Genomic DNA, 23123 nt, shown 5'->3' with positions numbered 1-23123 from the left:
TCACCGGGTGGCGCCACCCGGCGCCTCCGGGACGGGCGCGGCCTCCGCCACCGGCGGGTGCGAGCGGGTCGCGAGCACCGAGCCGATCAGCACGAGCGGGAAGCCGACGGCCATCCCGGCGCTCACCCGCTCCCCCAGCAGCACCACCCCGAGCAGGAGCGCGACGGCCGGGTTCACGTAGGTGATGACGGTCGCGCGGGCCGCGCCGACCTCGGCGATGAGGCCGAAGAACAGCACGAACGCCAACGCGGTGCACACGAGCCCGAGGACCGCGACGGAGCCGAGCGCCGGCCACGACGGCAGCGCCTCCGGCGGGCGCACGAGGGCGAGCGGCACGTAGACGGCGGCGGCCAGGGCGAGCGCGAGCGCGTTGACGCCGAGGGCCGGCACGGCGCCCAGCCGGCGTGCCACGAGGACCGGTCCGACCGCGTAGCACAGCGCCACGGCGAGGAGCTGGCCGACGGCGCGCGCGTCGACGCCCCCGGCGAGGTCGACCCCGAGCAGCAGCGCGACCCCGGCGAGCCCGACGAGCAGTCCCACGGCGCGCACGAGGCCGAGCCGCTCCCGGTGCAGGCCCCACGCGAGCCCCGCACCCCACAGCGGCACCGTCGCGATGACGAGCCCGGCGAAGGCGCTCGGCACCCGCTGCTGCGCGTCGGACAGCAGCCACCACGGCACCGCCATCTCGACCGCCGCGTACGCCGCGACCACCCACCGGTGCCGCCACGCCGCCCGCAGCGCGCCACGGTGCAGCGCGAGCGGCACGAGCACCGCGGCCCCCAGCGCGAGGCGGCCGGCGACGAGCGGGACGGGCCCGAGCTCGGCGACCGCGACAGCGGTGAAGAGGTACGGCACACCCCACACGAGGGACATGGCGGCGAAGAGCACCGCCCCGCGCCTGGTCACCGGATCACCGCCGCCTCGCCCGGACGACCGCCTTGCGCACCTCCTCGACGAGCAGCACCGACGTGGCGACGCCCGCGCACATGAGCCACTCGGTGAGCGTGAGCGCCGTGGTGTCGAACACCGGCTGCGCGACGGGCACGTGGACCACGAGCACCTGCAGCACGAGCACCGCCGCGAGCGCGACCAGCAGCCGCCCGTTCGCGAGGCTGTGCCGCCGGAACGCCGTCGCGGTCTCGCTGCGCGCGTTGAACGCGTTGACCACCTGGAACAGCACGAAGGTGCTGAACGCCATCGTCGTCGCGACCGCCTCGTCGCCGATCACGAGCTCGCCGTACAGGAACATGGCGAGCGTGCCGGCGGCCATGGTCGCGCCGATGAGGGCGAGCACGAGCAGCCGCCTGAGGTCGAGGACGTGCGCGTCCGGGTCGCGGGGCCTCCGTTCCATCACGTCCGGGTCGGGCGGGTCGACGCCGAGGGCGAGGGCGGGCGGGCCGTCCATGATGATGTTGACCCAGAGGATCTGGACGGGCGAGAAGGGTGTCGGCAGCGTGGCCGCGCGCGCGACGACGATGGCGAGGATCGCCCCGATGTTCGTCGACAGCTGGAACCGGACGAACTTGACGATGTTGTCGTAGATGGCCCGACCGCGCTCGACCGCGTTGACGATCGTGGCGAAGTTGTCGTCGGTGAGGACGACCTCGCCCGCCTCCTTGGCGACGTCCGTGCCGCTGCGGCCCATCGCCACGCCGATGTGCGCGGCCTTGAGGGCGGCGGCGTCGTTGACGCCGTCACCGGTCATGGCGACGACCTCGCCGCGCTCGCGCAGCGCCTCGACGATCCGCACCTTGTGGTCGGGGCTCACGCGCGCGAAGACGCCGGTGCGCTGCACGAGGTCGTCGAGCTCGGCGCCCTCGACGCCGTCGAGCTCCCTGCCCTCGGCCGCCTCGGTCGCGATGCCGAGGTCGGCGGCGATGGCGGACGCCGTCACCTTGTGGTCGCCCGTGATCATCTTGACCGTGATGCCCGCGTGCGTGCACGTCGAGATCGCCTCGGCCGCCTCGGGCCGGGCCGGGTCGACGATGCCGACGACGGCCTGCAGGTGCAGGTCGTGGACGTGCTCCTCGGCGAGGGCGTCCTCGTCGGCGTCCGCGTCGGCGGGGGCGTCCATCGCGCGGCTCGCGACCGCGAGCACCCGGCGGCCCTGCTCCGACAGCGCCTGCACGGCCTCGCGCACCTGCTCGCGGCGCTCGTCGTCGAGGTCCTCCTTGCCGTCGGCGCCCCACCAGGTGGCGCACATGGGGAGCACGACGTCCGGGGCGCCCTTGACGAGGACGACAGGCTCGTCCTCCCCGTCGCGGCTACTGTCCTCGCCGGTCAGCACGTGGAACGTCGCCATGTACTTGCGCGCGGAGTCGAAGGGGACCGTGGCGACGCGCGGGTACGCCTCCCGCACCTCGTCGGCGTCGACCCCGGCCTTCAGGCCGACCACGAGCAGCGCGCCCTCGGTCGGCTCGCCCTTGAGCTCGCCGTCGTGCACCTCGGCGTCGCTGCACAGCACGACGGGCAGGAACACGTCGCGCGGCGTGGGGAAGTCCTCGCCGTCGTCGCCGATGCGGCCCTCGGGGTCGTAGCCCTCCCCCGACACCTCCCACGTGCGGCCGTGGCTCACGACCTCCCGGGCCGTCATCTCGTTGAGGGTGAGGGTGCCCGTCTTGTCGGTGCAGATGACGGTCGTGGACCCGAGCGTCTCCACGCTCACGAGCCGCTTGACGATCGCGTTGCGCTTCGCCATCTGGTTCATGCCGACCGCGAGCGTGACGGTGACGACGGCGGGCAGGCCCTCCGGCACCGCGGCGACCGCGAGCGCGACGGCGTCGAGCAGGACGTCGGCGAACGCGTCGCCCTGGAGCAGGCCGAGGGCGAAGACGAGCGCGCACGCGACCCCGGCCACGACCGCGAGGCGGACCGTGAGGCCGCGCAGCTGCCGCTGCAGCGGCGTGGTGTCGTCGTCCTCCTCGCGCAGCCGCTCCGCGATCCGGCCGACCTCGGTGGCCATGCCCGTCTCGGTGACGACCATCTCCGCCTCGCCGCGCGCGACGGTCGTGTTCATGAACAGGCGGTTGTGGCGCTCGGCGAGCGGCGCGTCGGCGTCGACGACGTCGAGGGTCTTGTCGACCGCGGCGGCCTCGCCGGTGAGCGCGGACTCCTCGACCTGCACGCCCTTCGCGCGCACGAGGCGGCCGTCGGCCGGCACCCGGTCCCCGCCCCGCAGCACGACGACGTCGCCGGGGACGAGCTCGGACCCCTCCACGTCGCTCACCCGTCCGCCGCGGCGCACCCGGGCGGAGAACGTGAGCATCGACTGCAGCGCCGACATCGAGTGCTGCGCCTGGTTCTCCTGGTAGAAGCCGATGCCCGCGTTCAGCAGGAGCACGACCCCGATGACGATCGGGTCCTTGAGGTCGCCGACCGCGCCGGCGACGACGGCCGCGACGAGCAGGATGACGACGAGCGGGTCGGCGAACTGCGCCAGGAGCAACCGCCACCACGGCGTCTGCTCGGCCTCCTGCACGACGTTGCGGCCGTGCTCGTCGAGGCGGCGCCGCACCTCGTCGTCGCCGAGGCCCTCCGACACCTCGACCCCGAGCGCGGCCGCGACGTCGTCCGCCTCCCGCGCGTGCCAGCCGGGGTCCCCACCCGGGCCCGCCCCACCCGACCGCGACCCCGGCTGCTCCTTCGTGGTGCTCACAGCGCACAGCCTGGTGCCGGTGCGCGCCCGACGCGCGTCGGCGCCACGGGCACCCGCCGTTCCCCCGCTCACCCCCTCGGGTCCGTCCCGTCACCCGGTTCCCCCGCCGCGGGCACCGCGCGCGCACGCGCGACGGCAGGCGCTCCGGCGAGCGGGCGAACCGGGTCCTACCAGGTCAAGGCCGGGAGCCGGCGCGACGACTCCTCGAGGGTGGACCGCGTGCGCGGTCCCGTTCTGGAGGAGGAGCGATGACGTACCCGGGGGACACGACCGCGGCGACCGGACCGGTGGCCGACGGCCCGGTGGCGGGCGACGGCGCCGGCCACGACGCCGTCGACGGTGCCGTCGACGAGGCCGTGATGGGGCTGCTCGCCGAGCACGTGCCGCTCACGCTGCTCGTCGACCTCGTCGACGCCCCGACATCGGCCGAGGTCCTCGTCGAGGAGGGGCTGCCCGGAGAGGAGTGGTGGGACCGTCCCGAGCCGTCCTGACGCGCGTCCGCACGCCCGCGCGATTTCTGCTGCGCCGCCCGCCGCTGCTACCGTTGCCCCGCACCGCTAGCTCAACTGGCAGAGCAGCTGACTCTTAATCAGCGGGTTCGGGGTTCAAGTCCCCGGCGGTGCACTTCCGCCGCCTCGCAGAGCGGCCACGCCGGGCGTCCGCACCGATACGGTGCCGTCATGGCGACCTCGGACCGGTCCGGAGCGCAGCCGGCGGACCCCGTGGCCCGCGCGCGCCGGCAGGGCGTGCTCACGTGGGTGTGGCTGGCGGCGTCCGGGGCCCTGTGCGTCGTGCTCGGGCTGGTGAGCGTCCTGTCCCCCGGCACGTCGCTGACGGTCCTCGGGGTCGTGCTCAGCCTGCTGCTGCTCGGGATCGGCCTGTCCCGCATCGCGCTGGCGGTCGGGGTGCGCGGCTGGCCGCCGGCGCGCCGGGCCGTGCAGGGCGCCCTCGGCGCGGGGCTGTGCGTGGCCGGTCTCGCGGGCGTCGCCGGCGCGTGGAGCGCCGTCACGGTCGTCGGGATCGTCGTCGGCGCCGCGTTCCTCGTCACCGGGGTGGCCGACCTCGTGACGGCCGGGACGGGCCCCCGCGGGGTCGGGCGCGCCGCGACGGGCGGGCTCGGCGTCGTGCACGTGCTCGTCGGGCTGTTCTTCCTCCTCGTGCCCGACGTCGGGCTCGCGGTGCTCGCGGTGCTCGTCGGGGTCGTCCTGGTGGGTCTCGGGCTGCTGCAGCTGGCCGCGGCCGGGCTCGTGCGCGCCCTGGTGCGCCGCGCCGACGCCCTCGTCGCGCGCATGCGCACCGACGGCGCCGGACGCGACCGGCTGCGAGGGGGCGGCCCGGACGACGGTCCGGACGACGGACCCCGCGTCATCCCCGGTGAGGTCATCTGATGGCCGGCGGCCCGCTCGGCCGGCTCCTCGGCGGAGGCCGGCGCGACACGGACCCGACCCCCGCCGCCGCGTCGCTGCCACCCGGGCCGCTGCTGCCGCCGCCCGTCGTCACCCTCCTCGGACTGGCCGCGGCGCTCGTCGTGCTCGGCGGGCTGCGGACCGCGCAGTCCGTCGTCGCGCCGGTCCTGCTCGCCCTGGTCATCGCCATCGCCGTGCACCCCGTGCAGGCGTGGCTGCGAGCCCGGGTGCCCGGGTGGCTCGCCCTCGTCGTCACGCTCGTCGTGACCTACGCCTTCCTCACCGCCTTCGCGGGCGCGCTCACGCTGTCGGTGCTCCGCTTCGCCGACCAGGCCGGGCGCTACCAGGCCGAGCTCAACCAGCTCGTGCAGGACGCCGAGAACCTCCTGCGAGAGGTCGGCGTCGACCAGGAGCAGATCGACGCCTTCGTCGGCGGCTTCGACCTCAACCGGATCTTCGACCTCGCCCTCGACGTCGCGCTGACCGGCTTCTCGGTCGTGAGCAACCTGTTCTTCGTCCTCCTGCTGCTGTTCTTCCTCCTCATCGACGCCGGCGGCGCCGACGACCGGATGCGCGCGGTCGCGGCCCTGCGCCCGCGGGCGGCCGAGGCGCTGCACTCGTTCACGTACGGCACGCGGCAGTACCTCGTCGTCACGGCCGTCTTCGGTGCCGTCGTCGCGGCCCTCGACGTCGTCCTGCTCGTCGTCCTCGGGGTGCCGCTGCCGCTGCTGTGGGGGCTGCTCGTCTTCCTCGCGAGCTTCGTGCCGACCGTCGGGCTCATCGTCGGCATCGTCCCGCCCGCGGTCATCGCCCTGCTGGACGGCGGTCCCGTCGAGGCGCTGTGGGTCGTCGTCGGGTTCCTCGTCGTCAACAACGTCATCGACAACTTCGTCAAGCCGAAGTTCGTCGGCGACGCGGTCGGCATCAGCATCACGCTGGCGTTCCTGTCGCTCGTCGTGTGGGGCTTCGTCCTCGGGCCGCTCGGCGCCCTGCTCGCGATCCCGGCGACGCTGCTGACCCGCGCGGTCCTGCTGTCGCCCGCCGACCCCCGCCACCGCTGGGTGACGTGGCTGCTGGCCGACCGCGCCCCGACCGACGAGGAGGTCGCGGCCACCGTGGCCGAGGCGAGGGCCGCGGCCGGGTCCGGCGAGGACCGGCCCGGGTCGCTGCCGCCGGCACCGGGGGCCGCCGGGGTCAGGGGAAGGGCCAGGCGTTCGGCTCGCAGCCGTCGAGCCTGATCGTCTGCTGCAGCATGACGGGCGCGGCCTCGCCGGTGGCGGGGCACGGCACGTGCCCGTGGCCCAGCAGGTGGCCGACCTCGTGGTTGACGAGGTACTCGCGGTAGCCCTCGACGTCCTCGCCCCACGTCGTCGCGCCGCGGGTCCAGCGCACGGCGTTGAGCACGACGTCGTCGCCGTTGCGGCACGACACCTGTCCGCGGGTGCGCAGCGGCGCGCACAGCCGGTCGGTCGTGTCGGGGCTCGTCACGACGACGCGGGCGTCACCGTCGGCGGCGACGCGCTGCAGCGCCCAGCGACCGTCCGCGGTCCACGACCTGGGGTCCGCCAGCACGGCGTCGACGACGGCCGCGGCCGCGGCCGCGTCGACCGGGACGCCGCCCTCCACCTCGACGGTGTACGTGACGAGCTCACCGTCGCCCACGACGTCGCTCCCGCCGGGCGCCACGGCGAACGTGCCGTCGCCGGCCTGCGGCACCTCGACCGGCGACGCCGGCTCGGGCGGCGCGGCGGCCGGGTCCTCGCCGGCCGGGTCCTCGCCGGCCGGGTCCTCGCCGGCCCGACCCTCGGCGGCCCGACCCTCGGCGGCCGGGTCCTCGCCGGCCGGACCCTCAGCGGCTGCGTCCTCGACGGCGGGGCCGGGTGCCACGGCGGCGCCGGCCGGGCGCCCCGGCACCCGGTCGGGGAGCGCGGCGCCCTCCCCCGGCTGAGCGTCCGGGACCGCCTGCGGCGTTGGACCGGCCGTCGCCGGGCCGGCGACAGGGGCACCCACCGGCTCGCGGTCGGCGCCGCCGGGCACGGCGAGCCACACGCCCCACAGCACGAGCACGACCGCCGCGGCCCCGAGCGCGGCCGAGCGCTCCCGGCGCGACGCCCGCGGGTCGCGGGCCTCGCCGTCCGGCGCCCCGCCCCGCCGGCGTACCCGCTCGGTGGTGGCCACCACCCGACGATAGGGGCACGAGGGGCGCGGACGCGGCTGACGCGCGCGCCGTCAGCGGCGGCGGGGCCGCGACGCGAGGTGCATGCCCCCGCGGGGGCGCAGCGTCACCGACGCGATGACGCCCGGGCGCGGGCCGGCCGGCGCCACGGTGCGGTCGCGCAGCAGCTCGGCGAGCACGACGACGGACTCCACGAGGGCGAAGTCGCGCCCGATGCACAGCCGCGGCCCGGCGCCGAACGGGATGTAGGCCTCCCGCCGGGCACCGGCGTCGCGGTCGAGCCAGCGAGCGGGGTCGAAGCGGTGCGGGTCCCGCCACACGTCCGGGCGGCGGTGGTGCACCCACGGGGACGTGATGACGAGCGTCCCGGCGGGCACGGCGACGCCGTCGAGGACGTCGGGCTCCAGCGCCCGGCGCGAGACGACCCACGCGGGCGGGTACAGCCGGAGCCCCTCGTCGACGACCGCCCGCGTCACCCGCAGGGCCGGCACGTCGTCCCAGCCGGGGCTGCGCCCGGGGAGCACCTCGTCGAGCTCGGCGTGGACGAGGTCGAGCGCCGCGGGGTGCTCGGCGAGCAGCCGCAGCGTCCACGTGAGGCTCGCCGCGACCGTCTCGTGCCCGGCGATGACGAGCGTGACGAGCTCGTCGCGCACCTCGCGGTCGGTGAGGCCGGCCGCCAGCAGCAGGCCGAGGACGTCCGCGCCGTACCCCCCGCCGGCCGCGACCTCCCCGCGCCGGACGCGCACGAGGGCCGCGCACGCCTCGTCGAGGGTGCGCCGGGCCCGCGCGAGGCGGCGCGAGCCCGGGGTCGGGACGCCGGGCGGCGCCGTCCACGGCTGCTGGGCGCGGCGGACCACCACCGCGAGCGACTCGTGGACCGCGGCCACCAGCCGGCGTCCGTCGGCGGCGCCGCCGTCGACGAGGTCGGCCCCGAACAGGGTGCGGCCCACCACCGCGAGCGTCGCCCGCATGAGCACGTCGTCGACGTCGACGACGCCGCCGGGCGCCGCGTCCCACTCCCGGGCCACGAGCCCGGCCGCGCGCAGCGACTCCGCGGCGACGTGGTCGAGGGTGTCGCGGTGGAAGGCCGGCTGGACCGCGCGGCGGTGCTGCCGCCACACCTCGCCGTCGGTCGTGAGCAGGCCCGCGCCGGTCACCAGCGACAGCGACGTGTACTGCACCGTCGCCTTGCCGTAGGCGCGGTGGTTGTCCTGCAGCACGCGGCGCACCCCGGCCACGCCGTTGACCAGCACGGCCGGGCGTCCCAGCACGGGGAACGGCACGACGTCGCCGTAGCGCGCGGCCGTCCGCTCGAGGAACGGCAGGGCGTCCCGCATGATGCCCGGCACCGCCGCGACCATGTGCCACGGGAGCGGGCCGTCGGCCTCGACGTCGGTGAAGCGGGCGTTGCGCCGGGGGGCGTCGGCGGACGCGGCGCCCGCGCTCACAGGTACAGGCCCGTGCCCCCGTCGGGCACGCGGGGCGCGGCGACCGCGTGCAGGTCCCGTTCGCGCAGCACGACGTAGGTGGCCGCGTGCAGCTCGACCTCGGCCTTGTCCTCGGGGTCGAACAGGACCCGGTCCCCCACCTCCACCTGCCGGACGTGCTGCCCGACGGCGACGACCTCCGCCCAGCCCAGCCGCCGCCCCATCGTGGCCGTCGCCGGGATCACGATGCCGGCGCCCGAGCGGCGCTCGCCGTCGGACTCCGCCCGCACGAGCAGCCGGTCGTGGAGCATGCGCACGGGCATGCGGGCGTCTGCGCCCGCGGTCGTCGGACTCACCAGCCCATGCTGCCAGGTGCGCCCTTGAAGGGTCCGACCACGTCGTCGGTCACCCAGCCGCCGTAGAACGAGCCGGGCTGCGGCCGCACGCGCTCCCCGGCCACCGTCACCTCGTCGACGGCGGCGGCGTAGAGCGCGACGTGGTCGCGTAGCTCCTCGTAGGCGGGGTACGGCTCGCGGTAGGTCCACGCGGCACCCGCGGCGACGCGACCGTCGGAGGCCACGACGTCGAGGTAGGAGGCCTGGCCCTTCCACTCGCACAGCGACCGGCCCTGCGCCGGGCGGAGGGCGCCCGGCCGGAAGTCCGCCAGCGGGAGGTAGAACGTCGGCGGGTGCGACGTCTCACGCACCCGCAGGGCGCGCGTGGTGCGGCACACCTCCTCCCCCGCCGGCCCGAAGCGCACGACGACCGGACGGCGGTCCGCCACCACGTCCGGCGGGCGGGGGTAGTCCCACACCGACTCCTGGCCGGGGCCGGGCTCCTCGGGCACGACCCCACGCGGCAGGCGCACACGAGCCACCGGTCAGCGCCGGCGTCGGCGCACCTGGCGCACGACCACGAGCGCCACGAGGGCGACGACGGCCGCCGCGACGGCGGCGACGCGCTCCTTGAGCAGGTTGCCCTCGTCGTCCGTCACGGCCGCGCGGCCCTTGGCGACCGCCTTGTCCTTCGCCTCGGCGGCGAGGTTGGCGGGCCGGACGCGCTCGACGAGCTCGTCGAGGGTGCCCGCGAGGTGCTCGCGGCGGGCCTCGATGGCGGCCGAGATCGCCTCGGGGGTCTGCGGCACGGGAGCGGGGTCCGCCGTCCCGGACGCGGGGCGGGGGGTGCCGTCGGCGTGGCTCATGGCCCCCACGGTAGTGAGGCCTCAGCCCGGGCGCCCCCGCACGGTCACCCGGGACGGGTCGAAGCCGACGGGCAGCTCCAGCCGGTGCCGGTGCAGCGTCGCCGGGTCGGCGAGCAGCTCGGCGGTCGGCGCCTCGTGGACGACCCGGCCGCCGTCGAGCACGACGCTGCGCTCGCACAGCTCCAGGGCGAACGGCAGGTCGTGGGTGACGACGAGGACCGTCACGGGCAGCGCGGCGAGGACGTCGAGCAGCTCGCGACGGCTCGCGGGGTCGAGGTTGCTCGACGGCTCGTCGAGCACGAGCACCTCGCAGTCCATGGCGAGCACGGTGGCCACCGCCACGCGCCGGCGCTGCCCGAACGACAGGTGGTGCGGTGGCCGGTCGGCGAACCCGGCCATGCCGACGGCCTCCAGCGCCCGCCGCACCCGCTCGTCGAGCTCGGCGCCGCGCAGCCCGAGGTTCGTGGGCCCGAACGCGACGTCGTCGCGCACGGTCGGCATGAACAGCTGGTCGTCGGGGTCCTGGAACACGAGGCCGACCCGGCGCCGCACCTCGCGCAGGGTGTCCTTGGCGACCGTCACGCCGCCCACGCGCACCGACCCGACGGCGTTGGAGCCGGCCGCGGCGCCGAGGACGCCGTTGAGGTGCAGCAGCAGCGTGGTCTTGCCGGCCCCGTTGGGCCCGAGCACCGCGACCCGCTCGCCGGCGCGCACGACGAGGTCGACGCCGAACAGCGCCTGGTGCCCGTCGGGGTAGGCGAAGGCGACGCCGTCGAGCTCCAGCGCCACCGGCGCGCCGGCGTCGCCGTCACCCCGCCTCGCCCCCGGCGCGGCGCCCGTCGTGGTCACGCCCCTCACCCTGCCACCTGCCCCGCCACCGGGCCCGGGCCCCCCTGCGCGTCGACGAGCCACGTCTCCACCGAGGTCGCCGGACCCGCGAGGAGCGCGGCCGCCGTCACCCCCGCCACCACGGCCCACGCACCCGCCACCAGAAGCCACTGGCGCGGCCGCGCCCGCGGCGCGGACAGGGCGGGCATCGTGCCGGTGAAGCCGCGCGACACCATCGCCAGGTGCACGCGCTCGCCACGCTCGAAGGCACGGACGAACAGGGCGCCCGCACCGCGGGCGACCACCGGCACGTGGCCGAGGTGACGGGCCTCGAACCCGCGCGAGGCCCTCGCGACGGCCATGCGGCGCATGTCGTCGACCACGACGTCGAGGTAGCGGACCATGAAGGCGACGATCGTGACGAGCAGGGCGGGCACGCGCAGGCGCTGCAGCCCCACGAGGAGGTCGCGGGGACGGGTCGTGGCGGACAGCAGGATGGCCGCGACGACGCCGATGGTGCCCTTGGCGAGGACGTTGAACCCGCCCAGCAGCCCCTCCACCGACAGCGGGACCCCGAGCACGTCGACGCGCTCGCCGAGCGCGACGAGGGGCAGCAGGAGCGCGAAGACGACGAAGGGGACCTCGATGACCATCCGGCGGGCGACCGTGCGGGCCGGCAGCCCGGCGACGACGACGAGGCCCGCGAGCAGGGCGGCGTGGACGGCGAAGGCCCACGCCTGCTCGCGCGGCGTGGCCACGACCGTCACGACGACGAGCACGAGCCCGACGACCTTCACCTCGGCCGGCAGCCGGTGCAGGACCGAGTCGCCCTCGACGTAGAGCCCGTCGGAGACGCTGCCGCGGGAGCCGTGGGCGTGACCCGCCCCCACGCCCCCCTCAGACCCTCTCGGACTCGGCGGTCCGGGGCCGCGGCCCGGACCGACGCCCGGCGGCCAGCCGGGCGACGAGCAGCATGACGGCGAGCACGACGACGACGCCGAGCAGCCCGGCGAGCCCGGTGGCCAGCACCGGGTTGTCGATGCCCAGGACCGCGTAGTCGCCGACGGGGCTGCCCGCGACGACCGAGTCCTCCGCCGCGTCGAGGAAGCCCAGCCGCTCCGCGACGTACTCCAGGCCGTCGGGGTTCGCGCTCGCGACGCTCGAGACGAGGCCGGCGAGCACGACGATGACGCCGAGCGCCCCGGCCACCCAGCCGAGCCCGATCCGCCGGACGCCGGCCGTCACGGGCCCCTCGGACGCGCCGGCGACGACCTCGCGCGAGGTGCCGTCGGCCCCGGTGACGACGAGGCTCGTGCGGTAGCGGCGGACGAGCCGGACGAGGTCGGGGCGGGTCGCGACGACCGCACCGACCGTCAGGGCGGTGATGACGGCTTCGCCGGCGCCGATCGCGACGTGCCACGTGAGCATGAACGCGGTCAGCTGCCCGAGGTCGAGCGGGGCGGCGCCGCCGACCGCGTACAGCAGCACGAAGACGAGCGAGGTCGCGGGGACCGACACGAGGGCCCCGACGGCCGCCGCGGGCACGGCCGAGGCCGGCCGCTTCGGCAGGAGCGCCATGACGCCCCGGGCGACCGCGTAGCCGACCGCGACGGTGACGACGGCGATGAGCAGCACGTTCGTGCCGAGGGCCGTGATGCCGCCGTCGGCGAAGAGCAGGGCCTGCAGCACCACGACGACCGTGACGGCGAGCAGGCCCGTCCACGGCCCCACGAGCACCGCCGCGAGGGCGCCTCCCATGAGGTGCCCCGAGGTCCCCACGCCCACCGGGAAGTTGAGCATCTGCACCGCGAAGACGAAGGCCGCCACGAGGCCGGCCATCGGCGCCGCGGCGGTCGACTCCGCCACCTCCTCGCGCGCGCGGCGGAGCGCCACCGCGACGACCGCGGCGGAGGCGACGCCGGTGGCGACGGAGGTCGTGAGGTCGAGGAAGCCGTCGGGCACGTGCACGGGAGCTCCTGTGGCAGCGGTCGGGACCCGCAGGGGGCGGTCCGTCCGATCCTGCTCGCGCGGTGCCGGACACGCAATGCCAAACTGCAACCGTGTCGCAGGTTGCCGAGCCCGTCCCCTCCGCCGCGCGCCGCCTGCGGGCCGGTGACGCGGCGCCCGACCTCGACCTGCCCGCGCACGACGGCACGAGGGTGCGGCTCGCCGACCTGCGAGGGGAGAAGGTCGTCGTGTACTTCTACCCCGCCGCCATGACACCCGGGTGCACGACGCAGGCGTGCGACTTCCGCGACAGCCTCGCCGCTCTCACCGGCGCCGGGTACCGCGTGCTCGGGGTGTCACCGGACCCCGTAGAGCGGCTCGCCGCGTTCGCCGAGCGCGACGGCCTCACCTTCCCGCTCCTCAGCGACACCGACCGCGACGTCATGACCCGCTGGGGCGCGTGGGGTGAGAAGACGTTGTACGGGAGGACGGTCACCGGCGTCGTCCGCTCGACGGTCGTCGTCGACGAGGACGGGACCGTGGCGCTCGCCCGGTACAACGTCCGGGCCACCGGGCACGTCGCCTCCCTGCGGAAGGCCCTCGGCGTCGACGCCTGACGGGCGCGGTCCCAGCGCGGTGCCAGCGCGGTATCAGTGCGGTATCAGCGCCGGTCGGTGCCCGCGTCGGGCCCGTCCCCGTGCTCGGCGCACGCCTCGCACGTGCCGGACAGCGCGACGTGCGTGGCGTCGAGGCGGAAGCCGTGCTCGCGTCGCAGGCGACGCGCCGCCGAGGTGAGGACGGTCGCGGGCGCGTCGACGACCCTGCCGCAGCGCTGGCACTGCAGGTGGAGGTGGCGGTCGCCGGCCCCGGGCCCGAGGTCGGCGAGGTGGTAGGCCGTCCCGCCGTGACCGAGGTGGACGTGCTGCACGACGCCCGCCGAGGCGAGCGACTCCAGCGCGCGGTACACGCTCGCACGGTGCACGTCGGGGGCGCGCGAGGCCACCGCCTGCACGACGTCCTCGGCCGACAGGTGCGCCCCGCGGTCGGCGAGGGCCTCGGCGACCACCCGGCGGGGCCGGGTCATGTGCCTGCCCTCGGCGCGCAGCCGCCGCGCCACCTCACCGGACAGCCCGCCGGACAGCCCGGGCACCGCGCCGTCCGCCTCCGCCATGTCCGCGAGCGTAGGTCCGCGACGGCCCTACGCTGGAGCCGGCGCGAGGTCGCGCGGGAGTGGTGGAACTGGCAGACACGCAGGATTTAGGTTCCTGTGCGCTCGGCGCGTGAGGGTTCGAGTCCCTTCTCCCGCACCACCGCTCCCTCGCGCCGTCGTCCGGGGTTGTGACCGGTGGTGCCCCTACGCTCGCTGCGTGTTCGTCCTCACCGCCGACCAGCGCGGCAGCCGCGCCTCGGCGGACCGGGTGGGCACCGGCCTGTCCGCGCTGGCCGCCGCGGTCGCCCGGCCGGTGCGCACCTTCGAGCGGACCGCGGGCGACGAGGTGCAGGGGGTCCTCGCGTCGCCCGACGACGTGCTGCGCGCCGTGCTCGCGCTCGTCCGCGACGAGCGGTGGTGGGTGGGGGTCGGCGTGGGGGCCGTCGAGCGGCCGCTGCCCGCCTCGACCCGCGCGGGCCGCGGACCGGCCTTCACGGCCGCGCGCGAGGCGGTCGAGCGGGCCAAGCGGCGCCCTCACGCCGTCGCGGTCGTCGGTGGCGGGCCCGGCGCGGAGCTGGCGTCCGACGCGGACGCGGTGCTCGCGCTCGTGCTCGCCGTCCAGTCGCGCTGGTCGCCCGAGGCGCGCGAGGCCGTGGACCTCGTCTCGGCCGGTCTCACGCAGACCGCCGCCGCCGGGCGGCTCGGGGTCACGCGGCAGGCCGTCGGCCAGCGGCTGCAGGCCGCGCTGTGGCGCCAGCACACCGACGCCCTGGCGGTGTGCGCCCGGCTGCTGGCCCGCGCCGACGCCGCCGGCGAGCGCGACGCGCCCTCGCGCGGGGGACGGTGACCGCCGTGCCGGACCCGCTCCTCGTCACGCTGCTCGTGCTCGCGGTGGTCCTCGCGGCGGGCTGCCTCGTCCTGCTGCCCTTCTCGATGCGGCCCGGCATCGTCACCGGGCCGCCCTGGCTCGGCGCGCTCGTCGTGGCGGGGCTGCTCGTGCCCCTCGCGCTCGTCGCCGTGCTCGCGCTCGCGGTGGCGCCGGTGCGGGGCGTCCCGCTCGGGGTGCTCGTGACGGCGCTGCTCGTGGCCGCCGCCGCAGGTGGCTCGCCGATGGCCACCGGGGTGCTGCGGCTCGCCGACCCGGCCGCCGCCCGCGCCAACGAGGGCGTCGCCGTCGAGCGGCCGGCGGGTCCGCTGCAGCTGTCCGCACCGCCTCCCACCCGGCCGCCGGCCGCGACGCTCAGCGCGCCGGGCCTGCTGCGCGGCGGGGCCACGCTCGGCCTGCTCGAGCGGCTCGCGACCTTCGGCACGCTCGCCGCCGGCAGTCCCGAGGGCATCGCCGTCGTGCTGGCCGTCAAGGGTCTCGGCCGCTTCGGCGAGCTCAAGATCCCGGCCGCCCCGGAGCGCTTCATGATCGGCACGTTCGCGAGCGTGCTGTGGGCGTGCGCCTGCTGGGCCGTGGTCGTCGCCGCCTACCGCTGAGGTCGCCGGCGGCGCGTCCCGGGTGGCCGGGCGACCACGCCCCACGGACCCGAACGCTCGGGACACACCGGCGGGTCGTCGCAGAACCGTCCACGCCCCCGCCCCGGCCGCACCCCGCGGACACGAACGCGCGGGACGCACCGGCGCGTCGTCGCGGAAGCGTCCGCGCGTGAGTCGCTCAGGCGACCCGGGGACGCTCGAGGGCCTCCCGCACCCACCCGACCACCTGCCGCGGGGACGACAGCAGGTCCGCCCCCGTCACCTCGACGACGCGCCAGCCGAGGGTCTCCAGGCGTCGACGTCGCGAGAGGTCCTGCCGCCACTGCCGCCGGTCCCGGTGGTGGTCGCCCTCGAACTCGACGACCACGCGTCGCGACGGGTACGCCAGGTCGACCCGGGCGACGACACACCCCCGCCGGTCAGTCACCCGGTGCTGCACCGCCTCCGGCGCCAGTCCGGCCAGCACGAGCAGGAGCCGTAGCCGGGACTCCATCGGCGACTCGGCCCGCGGGTCCCGCAGCCGGAGCGCCTCGAGCGCCAGCGCGGTCCCGCGGCGGCCGCGCCGCGACGCGAGCAGCGCCCGCACGGGCGCCTCGACGCCGGGGTCGGCTCGCAGCAGCGCGTCGAGCGCCGCCAGGAGGTCCGCGAGGGCCGACGTCGCGCTGGGCGACGGCGTCACGGGCGCGGTGACCGTGGCGGCGACGTCGCACCAGGCCCACCCGGGCCCGCTGACGGGCAGCTCCCCGGGCCGCGGGAGGGCCGGTGCCGCCGAGCGGTGCACGATGATCCCGTCCAGGCGGCACCGCGTGGCGGTCGGGACGGTCAGGTGGATGCGGTCCTCCTCGGCCGTCGGGACGGGCAGGCCCGCGAGCTGCAGCGCGGTCCAGTGGGACACGACCCCGGCCGGGACCGCGTCACAGACCGCGGCGCAGCGCGTGCGCAGGTCGTCGGCCCAGCACGCCTCCACGTAGCGGCCCCGCACCACCCGGACGAACTCCACCCCGCCGGTCAGGACGCGCACGCTCAGCCCCTCACGGCGCGCCCGCTCCCGGGTCCACACGCGATCCCGGACGCCCACGACGACACGATGGCTGCTGCGAGGGCATCGTGCCGGAGCCCCTGTGGACGACTAGCGGACACATACGCACCCGCCACGCCGGCGTGCCGTGACGCAACCGTCCACACCCGCCCGGCGACCACGCGCCACGGACACGTGCGCGCCCCACACGCCGGCGTGTCGCACCGGAACCGTCCACCGCGGGGGCAGGAAGCGGGGCACCGGCACGCCGGGCGTCAGGTGACGGTGACCTCGACCTCGTCGTAGCCCTGGGCGCCGTCCGGGGCGGGCGGTGCCGGTTCGGCGAGCTGCACCTGGCCGTTCGCGTCGACGGCGCGCACCCGCACCACGTGCGGCCCGGGCTCCGCCTGCCACTCCCAGCGCCACTGCCGCCACGTGCTGCTCGTGCCCGCGTCGGACAGCTCGGCCTCCTGCCAGTCGCCGTCGTCGACCTGCACCTCGACCGCGCCGACGCCGACGTCCATCGCCCACGCGAGGCCCGCGACGACGACGGTGCCGGCCTCGACGCTGCCGCCGCCCGGTCGGTCGATGCGCGAGGAGATCTTGACCGGGCCCATGGCCGACCAGCCGCGCGGTGTCCAGTAGCCCTGGTCGGTGTCGAAGCGGGTGAGCCGGAGCTCCGTCACCCACTTGGTCGCGGAGACGTAGCCGTAGAGCCCGGGCACCACGAGCCGGGCGGGGAACCCGTGCTCCAGCGGCAGGGGCTCCCCGTTCATGCCGATGGCGAGCAGCGAGCCGCGGTCGTCGGTCATCGCCTCGACGGGGGTGCCCGCCGTGAAGCCGTCGGAGCTGCGCGACAGGACCATGTCGGCCTCCGGCAGCGGACGCGCCTCCGCGAGCAGCTCCCGGGTCGGCAGGCCGAGCCACAACGCGTTGCCGACGAGCTCCCCGCCCACGGGGTTGCTCACGCACGACAGCGTCGCCCACTTCTCGACGAGGCGGCGCTCGAGCAGCTCGTCCCACGTGAGCTCGACCTCCTGCTCGACGAGACCGACGACGCGCAGCCGCCAGTCGGCGGCCGCGAGCCGGGGCACGACGAGCGCGGTGTCGATCCGGTAGAAGTCGGGGTTGGGCGTGCGGAACGGCTCCAGGCCGGGCACGTCGTCGAACGTCGCCCCGGCGCCCACGCGAGGCGCCTGCTCCGCCGCCGCCGGCAGCGCGACCGCCGCGCGGGAGGCCGCACCGCCCGAGGCCCCGACCCGGCCGAGCGCCCGGGCGCCGAGCCCGACGGCGAGGGCCGCCGCGCCGGTCCCGCCCAGCAGGACGGTCCGCCGACGCAGGCCCGCCCCGGACGCGGCCAGCCGCCGCAGCAGCAGTCGGAGGACCCCGACGCCGACGAGGAACGCCACGGCCCCGGGCACGACCCCGAGCAGCCCGGCGTCGGGCCGCGTCGCGGCCGCGACCATGACGACGACCGCCAGCGCCGCGGTGAGGACGGCCCCGAGCGGCGGGCGGCGGCGCTCCAGAACGCCGGCGGCGGCGCCGAGCGCCAGCGCCACGAGACCCACGACCGTGAAGAGGAACAGCTTGTCGCCCGTGCCGAACAGCGAGATGACGGCGTCCTTCGCCCACGGCGGGGTGAGGTCGACGACCCCGTCGGAGACCGCCACGACCGGCGTCGACCCCCGCCCCGTGACCAGCCCGACGGCCTCCGCGGCCGCGAGACCGGCGCCGAGCGACACCACGCCCGCGGCGGCGTCCCACCAGGCGCCGGGTCGGGCGGTGCTCTCGCGGGCGGGGGCGGTCTCGACGGTCGTCACGTCCCCAGCATGCGACGCCGTGGCGCCCGGCGCCGCACGCGCGCGGGGACCGTCACCGCTCCGTCATCTCCCGCGGGAGGACCCCGGCCGGGTCGGCACCGCGCGCCGGGTGACGCCGTCGCGCCGCGAGGGTCGCCGCGAGGGCGACGACCACCGCGAGCGCGGCCGCGGCGACGAGCGGCCACGGCCCGACGGCTGCGAGGCCCCGGGACAGGGCACCCTGCACCGCGAGCGCCCCGCCGACGACCGGGTCGGCGAGCCCGCCGCCGGCGAGCACCCGCAGCTCGTAGACGCCGTAGTACGCGACGTAGCCGCCCGCGACGGCGAGCAGCGCGCCGCTGGCCCGCGAGACGAAGGGCGTCGCCCGCCGCAGCCGGTCGACGAGGCCCCGGCGCGCGAGGGCCACCGCCACCGCGAGCACCGTGACGACGGCGCCCATGCCGAGGGCGTACACGAGCAGCACGGCGACCGCGCCGAGCGGCCCGCCCGTCGTGACGGCCGCCGTCGTCACGGCGAGGAACGGCGCGACCGTGCACGACAGGCTCGCGAGGGCGTAGGCGACGCCGTAGCCGACCATCGACCACGCGGTGCCGGTGGGGGCCGACCCGGCCCGGGGCGCCACGACGCGGAGCTCGCGCCCGGCCAGCAGCCAGGCTCCCGCCCCCACGAGCAGCACGCCGACGACCACGGTGACCCACGGCAGGAACCGTTCCACCGACAGCGCCAGCGGCACCGCCACGGCCCCGAAGGCGCCGAAGACGGCGACGAAGCCGAGCGTCATCGCCGCGGACATGAGCAGCGCCCGGCCCGTCGCCTGCACCCGCCGGGACGGGGCGGCGCCGTCCGGCCCGGCCGCCCCCTGCACCACGAGCGTGAGGTAGGCGGGCAGCATGGCGAAGCCGCACGGGTTGAGCGCCGCGAGCAGCCCGGCGGCGAGCGCGAGCGACAGGGTGGCGGGGTCCACGCCGAGCCCGCCTAACCCAGCAGCGCGTCGAGCTCGGCGCGCAGCCCGTCGACCGGCACCGGGCCGGACACGAGCATCGGCACGCCCTCGGCGTCGAGGATCACGGAGTCGTACTGCGAGGCGACGCCGAAGCGCGTGTACAGCGTGCCGTCGAGGTCGGCGAGGGACACGACGTCCTCGAGCCCACCGCGCTCGACGAACGCCGCCATCGCCTCGGCGTCCCGCGACAGCCCCGCCACCCCCACGACGTTCGCGCGGCCCTCGTACTCCGCGGCGAGCTCGGCGACCTCGGGCGCCTCGCGCGCGCACACCGTGCACCACGGCGCCCAGAACCACAGCAGCGTGGGCGCCCCCGCGAGCGAGGCGCCCTCGAAGGTGGCGCCGTCGAGGGTCGTGGCGGTGAAGTCGAGGGCGGGCGGGACGCCGGTCGGACCGGCGGCATCCCCCTCCGACGCCACGGGCTGCGACGTCACGGGCTCCGACGTCACGGGCTCCGACGTGATGCCCTCCGACGTCATCGGCTCCGGGGTCATCGGCCCCGTCGTCGTCCCGGCGGCCGCCGTCCCGGTGGAGCCGTCCGCCGGGTCCCCGCCGTCGTCCGCCCCGCAGGCGGCGACGGCGAGCAGCACGACGGGCAGGACGGCGGGCAGGACGCGGGCGAGGGGCGGGCGGCGACGCGCAGGGGTGCTCACGCCGTCCATCGTGCGGCCGGCACCGGCGCCCGCGACAGGTCCCGGGTGGTTACGAGGTGCTGACGTCACGAGGCAGCCACAGCTCCGCGACGCAGCCGTCGCCCGCGTCCCGCACCGCGGCGCTGCCCCCGTGCCGGTCCGCGACCGAGCGGACGATCGCCAGCCCCAGGCCCGCACCGGCCCCACCCGGCCCGTCGGGCGCCGCGGGGGTCCTCGCTGGCTGCGCCCGCCAGCCCGGCTCGAACATGCGCTCGGCGGTCGCCGGGTCGAGGCCGCCGCACGCGTCGCGGACCGACACGAGGACGCCCTCGCCCGCCCGGACGGCCCGCACGCGGACGGTGGCGCCGTCCGGGCTGTACTGGACGGCGTTGACGACGAGGTTGGTGACCGCGCGACCGAGGTCGCGGTCCCGTCCCCGCACGCGCAGCACGTCCGCGCCGTCCGGCGGTGACGCGACGAGGGCGACCCCCCGGCGTCGCGCGAGCGGCGCCACCGAGGCCACGGAGTCCGACACGAGGTCGCCGACGTCGACCGGCTCGTCCCCGTCGGCGGGCTCGTCCGCCGACTGCAGCCGTGACAGGGTCAGCAGGTCGTCGACCATCCCGCTCGTGCGGTTCGCCTCCGTGCGGATGCGTGCGAGGTAGCGCGCGGGGTCGTCGGCGAGGCCGTCCTCCAGCGCCTCGACCATGGCGCGGATGCCCGCGAGCGGGGTGCGCAGGTCGTGCGACACCCACGCGACGAGCTCGCGACGGCGCTGCTCGACCTCGGCCTCCCGGCGGCGGGCGGCGGCCGCCTCGGCCGCGCCGCGGACGACGAGCGAGACGCGGCGGGCGAGCAGCCCGCCGAAGAGCAGGGCCACCGGCACGGTCGCCGCGAGCACGACGAGGACCACCGTGAGGTCCTCCGGCGACAGGAACATCGCCCGGGCCGCCGCGGCGGTGCCGGCGGCGACGGAGGCGACGGCCACGACGGGCGCGACGACCGCCGCCGCCGCCACGGCACGGCGTGCGAGCAGGGCGACCACGACGGCCCCGACCAGGCCGACGACCACGGCGACCCCCGCGGCCAGGAGGACGACCTCCGCGGCGGCGCTCACGGACCCTCGTCCCCCGCGTCGTGACCGCCCCCCGCGTCCCAGCGGTAGCCGACCCCCCACACGGTCACCAGCCGGTGCGGCCGGCCGGGGTCCGGCTCGACCTTGTGGCGCAGGCGCCGCACGTGGACCGTCACCGTCGACAGGTCGCCGAAGTCCCACCCCCACACCTGCCGCAGCAGGTCCTCGCGCGAGAAGGCCTGCCCGGGGTGGCGCAGCAGGTGCTCGAGCAGCGCGAGCTCACGGCCGGTCAGGGCGAGCTCGCGCCCGGCGAGCGCGGCGCGCCGCGCGGCCACGTCGACCTCGAGGTCGCCGTCCCGCAGCACCTCGGCGGGCCCCGACCGCGCCTCGGCCGCCGTCGTCCGGCGCAGGACCGAACGGACCCGCAGCACGAGCTCGCGGGGGCTGAACGGCTTGGCGACGTAGTCGTCGGCCCCGGCGACGAGGCCGGCGACCCGGTCCCCCTCCTCGCCGAGCGCCGTGAGGAGGATGACGGGCACGTCCGCCCGGTCGCGCCGCAGCGCCCGGCACACCTCCAGACCGGAGCCGCCCGGCAGCATGACGTCGAGCACCACCAGGTCCGGGACGTGCACGCGCGCGGAGTCGAGGGCCGCCGCGGCGTCCGCGGCCTCGTCGACGTCGTGGCCGTCGCGGGTCAGGTAGGCGCGGACGACCTCGCGCACGGTCGGGTCGTCGTCGACGACGAGGACCCGCGGCACGCTGGCAGCGTAGGCGCGCCGCGCCGGGCGGGGGCCACGGTCCTCGGGGACGTCACCGTCCCGTCACACCTCGCCCCGCCCGGCACCCGTCCCGCCCAGCACGTCGGTGAGCCTCGGCAGCAGGGCGCGGACCGCCTGCCCGCGGTGGCTGATCGCGTCCTTCTCCGCCGGCGCGAGCTCGGCGCACGTGCGCGTGTCCCCGTCGGGCACGAGCACCGGGTCGTAGCCGAAGCCACCGTCGCCACGCGGGGCGGTGGTGAGCGTGCCCGTCAGCCGGCCCGTCGTCACCGTCTCGTCCCCGTCGGGCAGGCACAGCGCCGCGGCGCACTCGAACCACGCCGCGCGGTGCGGCTCGGGCACGTCGGCGAGCTGGTCGAGCAGCAGCCGGAGGTTCGCGGCGTCGTCGCCGTGCCGGCCCGCCCAGCGCGCGGAGAAGACCCCGGGGGCGCCGCCGAGCACCGCGACGCACAGCCCGGAGTCGTCGGCGACCGCGGGCAGGCCCGTCGCGGCCGCGACCGCACGGGCCTTGAGCAGCGAGTTCTCCGCGAAGGTCACCCCGGTCTCCGCGACCTCACCCGGGTCGGGCAGCCCGAGCGCCACGGCCCCGGCGACCGAGACGACGGCGTCGTCGGCGAGGCCGGGCACGTGCGGGGCGAGCAGGCGGTGCAGCTCGACGACCTTGTGCTCGTTCCGGGTGGCGAGCACGAGCCGGACCGTCACGACGAGCGCCCGCCCGACCCGCCGGGCAGCGGCGCGGCCAGCGCCTCCTGCTGCCGCGCGGTGAGGTCCGCGCAGCCGGCGACGGCGAGGTCGAGCAGCGCGTCGAGCTCGGCCCGGTCGAAGGGGGTGCCCTCGGCCGTGCCCTGCACCTCGACGAACCGGCCGTCGCCGGTGCACACGACGTTCATGTCGGTGCCGGCGTCGACGTCCTCCGGGTAGTCGAGGTCGAGCACGGGCCGCCCGTCGACCACGCCGACGCTGACCGCCGCGACGCTGCCGGTGAGCGCCTTCGCGCCCCGGGCGACGTGGCCCTGCTCGACCGCCCACGCCAGCGCGTCGGCGAGCGCGACGTAGGCGCCGGTGATGGCCGCGGTGCGGGTGCCGCCGTCGGCCTGCAGCACGTCGCAGTCGACCTGGACGGTGTTCTCCCCCAGCGCGCCGGTGTCGACGACCGCGCGCAGCGCGCGGCCCACGAGCCGGGAGATCTCGTGCGTGCGCCCGCCGACGCGGCCCTTGACGGACTCGCGGTCGCTGCGCGTCGAGGTCGAGCGCGGCAGCATCGCGTACTCCGCGGTCACCCACCCCTGCCCGGAGCCCTTGCGCCAGCGCGGCACGCCCGGGGTGAAGCTCGCGGTGCACATGACCCGGGTGCGGCCGAACTCCACGAGCACGCTGCCCTCGGGGTTGTCGGTCCAGCCGCGCGTGAGGCGGACCTCGCGGAGCTGGTCGGGGGCACGGCCGTCGTGGCGGGGGGAGGTCACGCGCGACACCCTATGCGCGCGCGCCGACCACCCCGTCGGGACGGTCGGCACGGCGGTCGACCTC

The 23123-nt window shown here is 77.1% G+C and carries 25 protein-coding genes and 2 tRNA genes; 8 read left to right on the top strand and 19 right to left on the bottom strand.

The genetic code is table 11. The features are described from left to right. Positions 1–906, bottom strand: a complete 906-nt coding sequence (locus WAA21_RS13650) for a DMT family transporter (protein WP_336923368.1) — start codon at positions 904–906, stop codon at positions 1–3. A 4-nt stretch (positions 907–910) separates the two neighbouring features. Continuing rightward, complete coding sequence (locus WAA21_RS13645) at positions 911–3655, bottom strand: cation-translocating P-type ATPase (protein WP_336923367.1); 2745 nt, start codon at positions 3653–3655, stop codon at positions 911–913. Positions 3656–3903: 248 nt separating this feature from the next. Here WAA21_RS13645 and WAA21_RS13640 point away from each other — a divergent pair, with 248 nt between their 5' ends. The 4 genes from WAA21_RS13640 (at position 3904) to WAA21_RS13625 (ending at position 6299) form a co-directional block, all read left to right on the top strand. Next, positions 3904–4146 carry a hypothetical protein gene (locus tag WAA21_RS13640; RefSeq protein WP_336923366.1) on the top strand — a complete coding sequence of 81 codons (243 nt, stop codon included), beginning with the start codon at positions 3904–3906 and terminating at the stop codon, positions 4144–4146. Between the two features lie 60 nt (positions 4147–4206). Further along, a tRNA-Lys gene (locus WAA21_RS13635) sits at positions 4207–4279 on the top strand. A gap of 56 nt (positions 4280–4335) precedes the next feature. Then, complete coding sequence (locus WAA21_RS13630; RefSeq protein ID WP_336923365.1) at positions 4336–5043, top strand: DUF308 domain-containing protein; 708 nt, start codon at positions 4336–4338, stop codon at positions 5041–5043. Then, on the top strand, positions 5043–6299 hold the full coding sequence (locus WAA21_RS13625; protein WP_336923364.1) for an AI-2E family transporter: 1257 nt from the start codon (positions 5043–5045) through the stop codon (positions 6297–6299). The genes WAA21_RS13630 and WAA21_RS13625 overlap by 1 nt, the downstream gene beginning before the upstream one ends. On the opposite strand, the gene WAA21_RS13620 is transcribed toward WAA21_RS13625, so the two are convergent. Genes WAA21_RS13620 through WAA21_RS13585 form a run of 8 tightly spaced genes read right to left on the bottom strand, consistent with a single transcriptional unit; the run spans position 6256 to position 12661 of the window. Continuing rightward, entirely contained in the window at positions 6256–7239 is a 984-nt protein-coding gene (locus WAA21_RS13620; protein ID WP_336923363.1) for a DUF3152 domain-containing protein, read from the bottom strand. The genes WAA21_RS13625 and WAA21_RS13620 overlap by 44 nt on opposite strands. A gap of 51 nt (positions 7240–7290) precedes the next feature. Then, complete coding sequence (locus WAA21_RS13615) at positions 7291–8685, bottom strand: cytochrome P450 (RefSeq protein WP_336923362.1); 1395 nt, start codon at positions 8683–8685, stop codon at positions 7291–7293. Further along, positions 8682–8975 (bottom strand): GroES family chaperonin, encoded by a 294-nt coding sequence (locus WAA21_RS13610; protein ID WP_442893294.1) that lies wholly within the window; start codon positions 8973–8975, stop codon positions 8682–8684. The genes WAA21_RS13615 and WAA21_RS13610 overlap by 4 nt, the downstream gene beginning before the upstream one ends. 41 nt (positions 8976–9016) lie before the next feature. Continuing rightward, positions 9017–9511 (bottom strand): DUF427 domain-containing protein, encoded by a 495-nt coding sequence (locus WAA21_RS13605; protein ID WP_336923361.1) that lies wholly within the window; start codon positions 9509–9511, stop codon positions 9017–9019. Positions 9512–9544: 33 nt separating this feature from the next. Continuing rightward, positions 9545–9865 (bottom strand): DUF3618 domain-containing protein, encoded by a 321-nt coding sequence (locus tag WAA21_RS13600; RefSeq protein ID WP_336923360.1) that lies wholly within the window; start codon positions 9863–9865, stop codon positions 9545–9547. A 21-nt stretch (positions 9866–9886) separates the two neighbouring features. Continuing rightward, positions 9887–10714, bottom strand: a complete 828-nt coding sequence (locus WAA21_RS13595; RefSeq protein WP_336923359.1) for an energy-coupling factor ABC transporter ATP-binding protein — start codon at positions 10712–10714, stop codon at positions 9887–9889. A gap of 5 nt (positions 10715–10719) precedes the next feature. After that, positions 10720–11583, bottom strand: coding sequence for a cobalt ECF transporter T component CbiQ (cbiQ, locus tag WAA21_RS13590; RefSeq protein ID WP_336923358.1), 864 nt, complete (start codon positions 11581–11583; stop codon positions 10720–10722). A gap of 7 nt (positions 11584–11590) precedes the next feature. Further along, positions 11591–12661 (bottom strand): energy-coupling factor ABC transporter permease, encoded by a 1071-nt coding sequence (locus WAA21_RS13585; RefSeq protein WP_336923357.1) that lies wholly within the window; start codon positions 12659–12661, stop codon positions 11591–11593. A 92-nt stretch (positions 12662–12753) separates the two neighbouring features. Between WAA21_RS13585 and bcp the strand changes: the two genes are divergently transcribed. After that, positions 12754–13257, top strand: a complete 504-nt coding sequence (gene bcp / locus WAA21_RS13580) for a thioredoxin-dependent thiol peroxidase (protein WP_336923356.1) — start codon at positions 12754–12756, stop codon at positions 13255–13257. 44 nt (positions 13258–13301) lie between these two features. On the opposite strand, the gene WAA21_RS13575 is transcribed toward bcp, so the two are convergent. After that, a complete protein-coding gene (locus WAA21_RS13575; protein WP_336923355.1) occupies positions 13302–13811 on the bottom strand; it encodes a Fur family transcriptional regulator in 510 nt (169 codons plus the stop codon). 53 nt (positions 13812–13864) lie between these two features. Here WAA21_RS13575 and WAA21_RS13570 point away from each other — a divergent pair. The 3 genes from WAA21_RS13570 to WAA21_RS13560 all read left to right on the top strand — a co-directional run bounded on the left by WAA21_RS13570 (position 13865) and on the right by WAA21_RS13560 (position 15272). Further along, a tRNA-Leu gene (locus WAA21_RS13570) sits at positions 13865–13950 on the top strand. Between the two features lie 57 nt (positions 13951–14007). Further along, positions 14008–14637, top strand: coding sequence for a hypothetical protein (locus tag WAA21_RS13565; RefSeq protein ID WP_336923354.1), 630 nt, complete (start codon positions 14008–14010; stop codon positions 14635–14637). Between the two features lie 5 nt (positions 14638–14642). Continuing rightward, on the top strand, positions 14643–15272 hold the full coding sequence (locus WAA21_RS13560) for a hypothetical protein (RefSeq protein WP_336923353.1): 630 nt from the start codon (positions 14643–14645) through the stop codon (positions 15270–15272). 178 nt (positions 15273–15450) lie between these two features. Here WAA21_RS13560 and WAA21_RS13555 read toward each other — a convergent pair whose 3' ends face one another. From WAA21_RS13555 to rph, 8 genes are all read right to left on the bottom strand, one after another. Then, complete coding sequence (locus WAA21_RS13555; protein WP_336923352.1) at positions 15451–16350, bottom strand: endonuclease domain-containing protein; 900 nt, start codon at positions 16348–16350, stop codon at positions 15451–15453. Positions 16351–16565: 215 nt separating this feature from the next. Then, positions 16566–18110, bottom strand: coding sequence for a molybdopterin-dependent oxidoreductase (locus tag WAA21_RS13550; protein ID WP_336923351.1), 1545 nt, complete (start codon positions 18108–18110; stop codon positions 16566–16568). 52 nt (positions 18111–18162) lie between these two features. Then, on the bottom strand, positions 18163–19074 hold the full coding sequence (locus tag WAA21_RS13545) for a cytochrome c biogenesis CcdA family protein (RefSeq protein ID WP_336923350.1): 912 nt from the start codon (positions 19072–19074) through the stop codon (positions 18163–18165). Positions 19075–19085: 11 nt separating this feature from the next. Continuing rightward, entirely contained in the window at positions 19086–19766 is a 681-nt protein-coding gene (locus tag WAA21_RS13540; protein ID WP_336923349.1) for a redoxin domain-containing protein, read from the bottom strand. Positions 19767–19815: 49 nt separating this feature from the next. Next, a complete protein-coding gene (locus tag WAA21_RS13535) occupies positions 19816–20862 on the bottom strand; it encodes a sensor histidine kinase (RefSeq protein ID WP_336923348.1) in 1047 nt (348 codons plus the stop codon). Beyond that, positions 20859–21578: a response regulator transcription factor gene (locus tag WAA21_RS13530; RefSeq protein ID WP_336923347.1), complete on the bottom strand. Its 720-nt coding sequence runs from the start codon at positions 21576–21578 to the stop codon at positions 20859–20861. The genes WAA21_RS13535 and WAA21_RS13530 overlap by 4 nt, the downstream gene beginning before the upstream one ends. 63 nt (positions 21579–21641) lie before the next feature. Continuing rightward, the gene (gene rdgB / locus WAA21_RS13525; RefSeq protein WP_336923346.1) at positions 21642–22283 is read right to left on the bottom strand and encodes an RdgB/HAM1 family non-canonical purine NTP pyrophosphatase; all 642 of its coding nucleotides are present in this window, start codon (positions 22281–22283) and stop codon (positions 21642–21644) included. A gap of 11 nt (positions 22284–22294) precedes the next feature. Further along, positions 22295–23059: a ribonuclease PH gene (gene rph, locus WAA21_RS13520; RefSeq protein ID WP_336923345.1), complete on the bottom strand. Its 765-nt coding sequence runs from the start codon at positions 23057–23059 to the stop codon at positions 22295–22297. Positions 23060–23123 lie beyond the last annotated feature (64 nt).

Origin of the sequence: Aquipuribacter sp. SD81 (genome assembly GCF_037153975.1) — a bacterium.
In the GTDB taxonomy this organism is placed as follows: domain Bacteria; phylum Actinomycetota; class Actinomycetes; order Actinomycetales; family JBBAYJ01; genus Aquipuribacter.
Note: the sequence above shows the minus strand (reverse complement) of the source record. Positions and strands in the feature narration are given on the sequence as shown.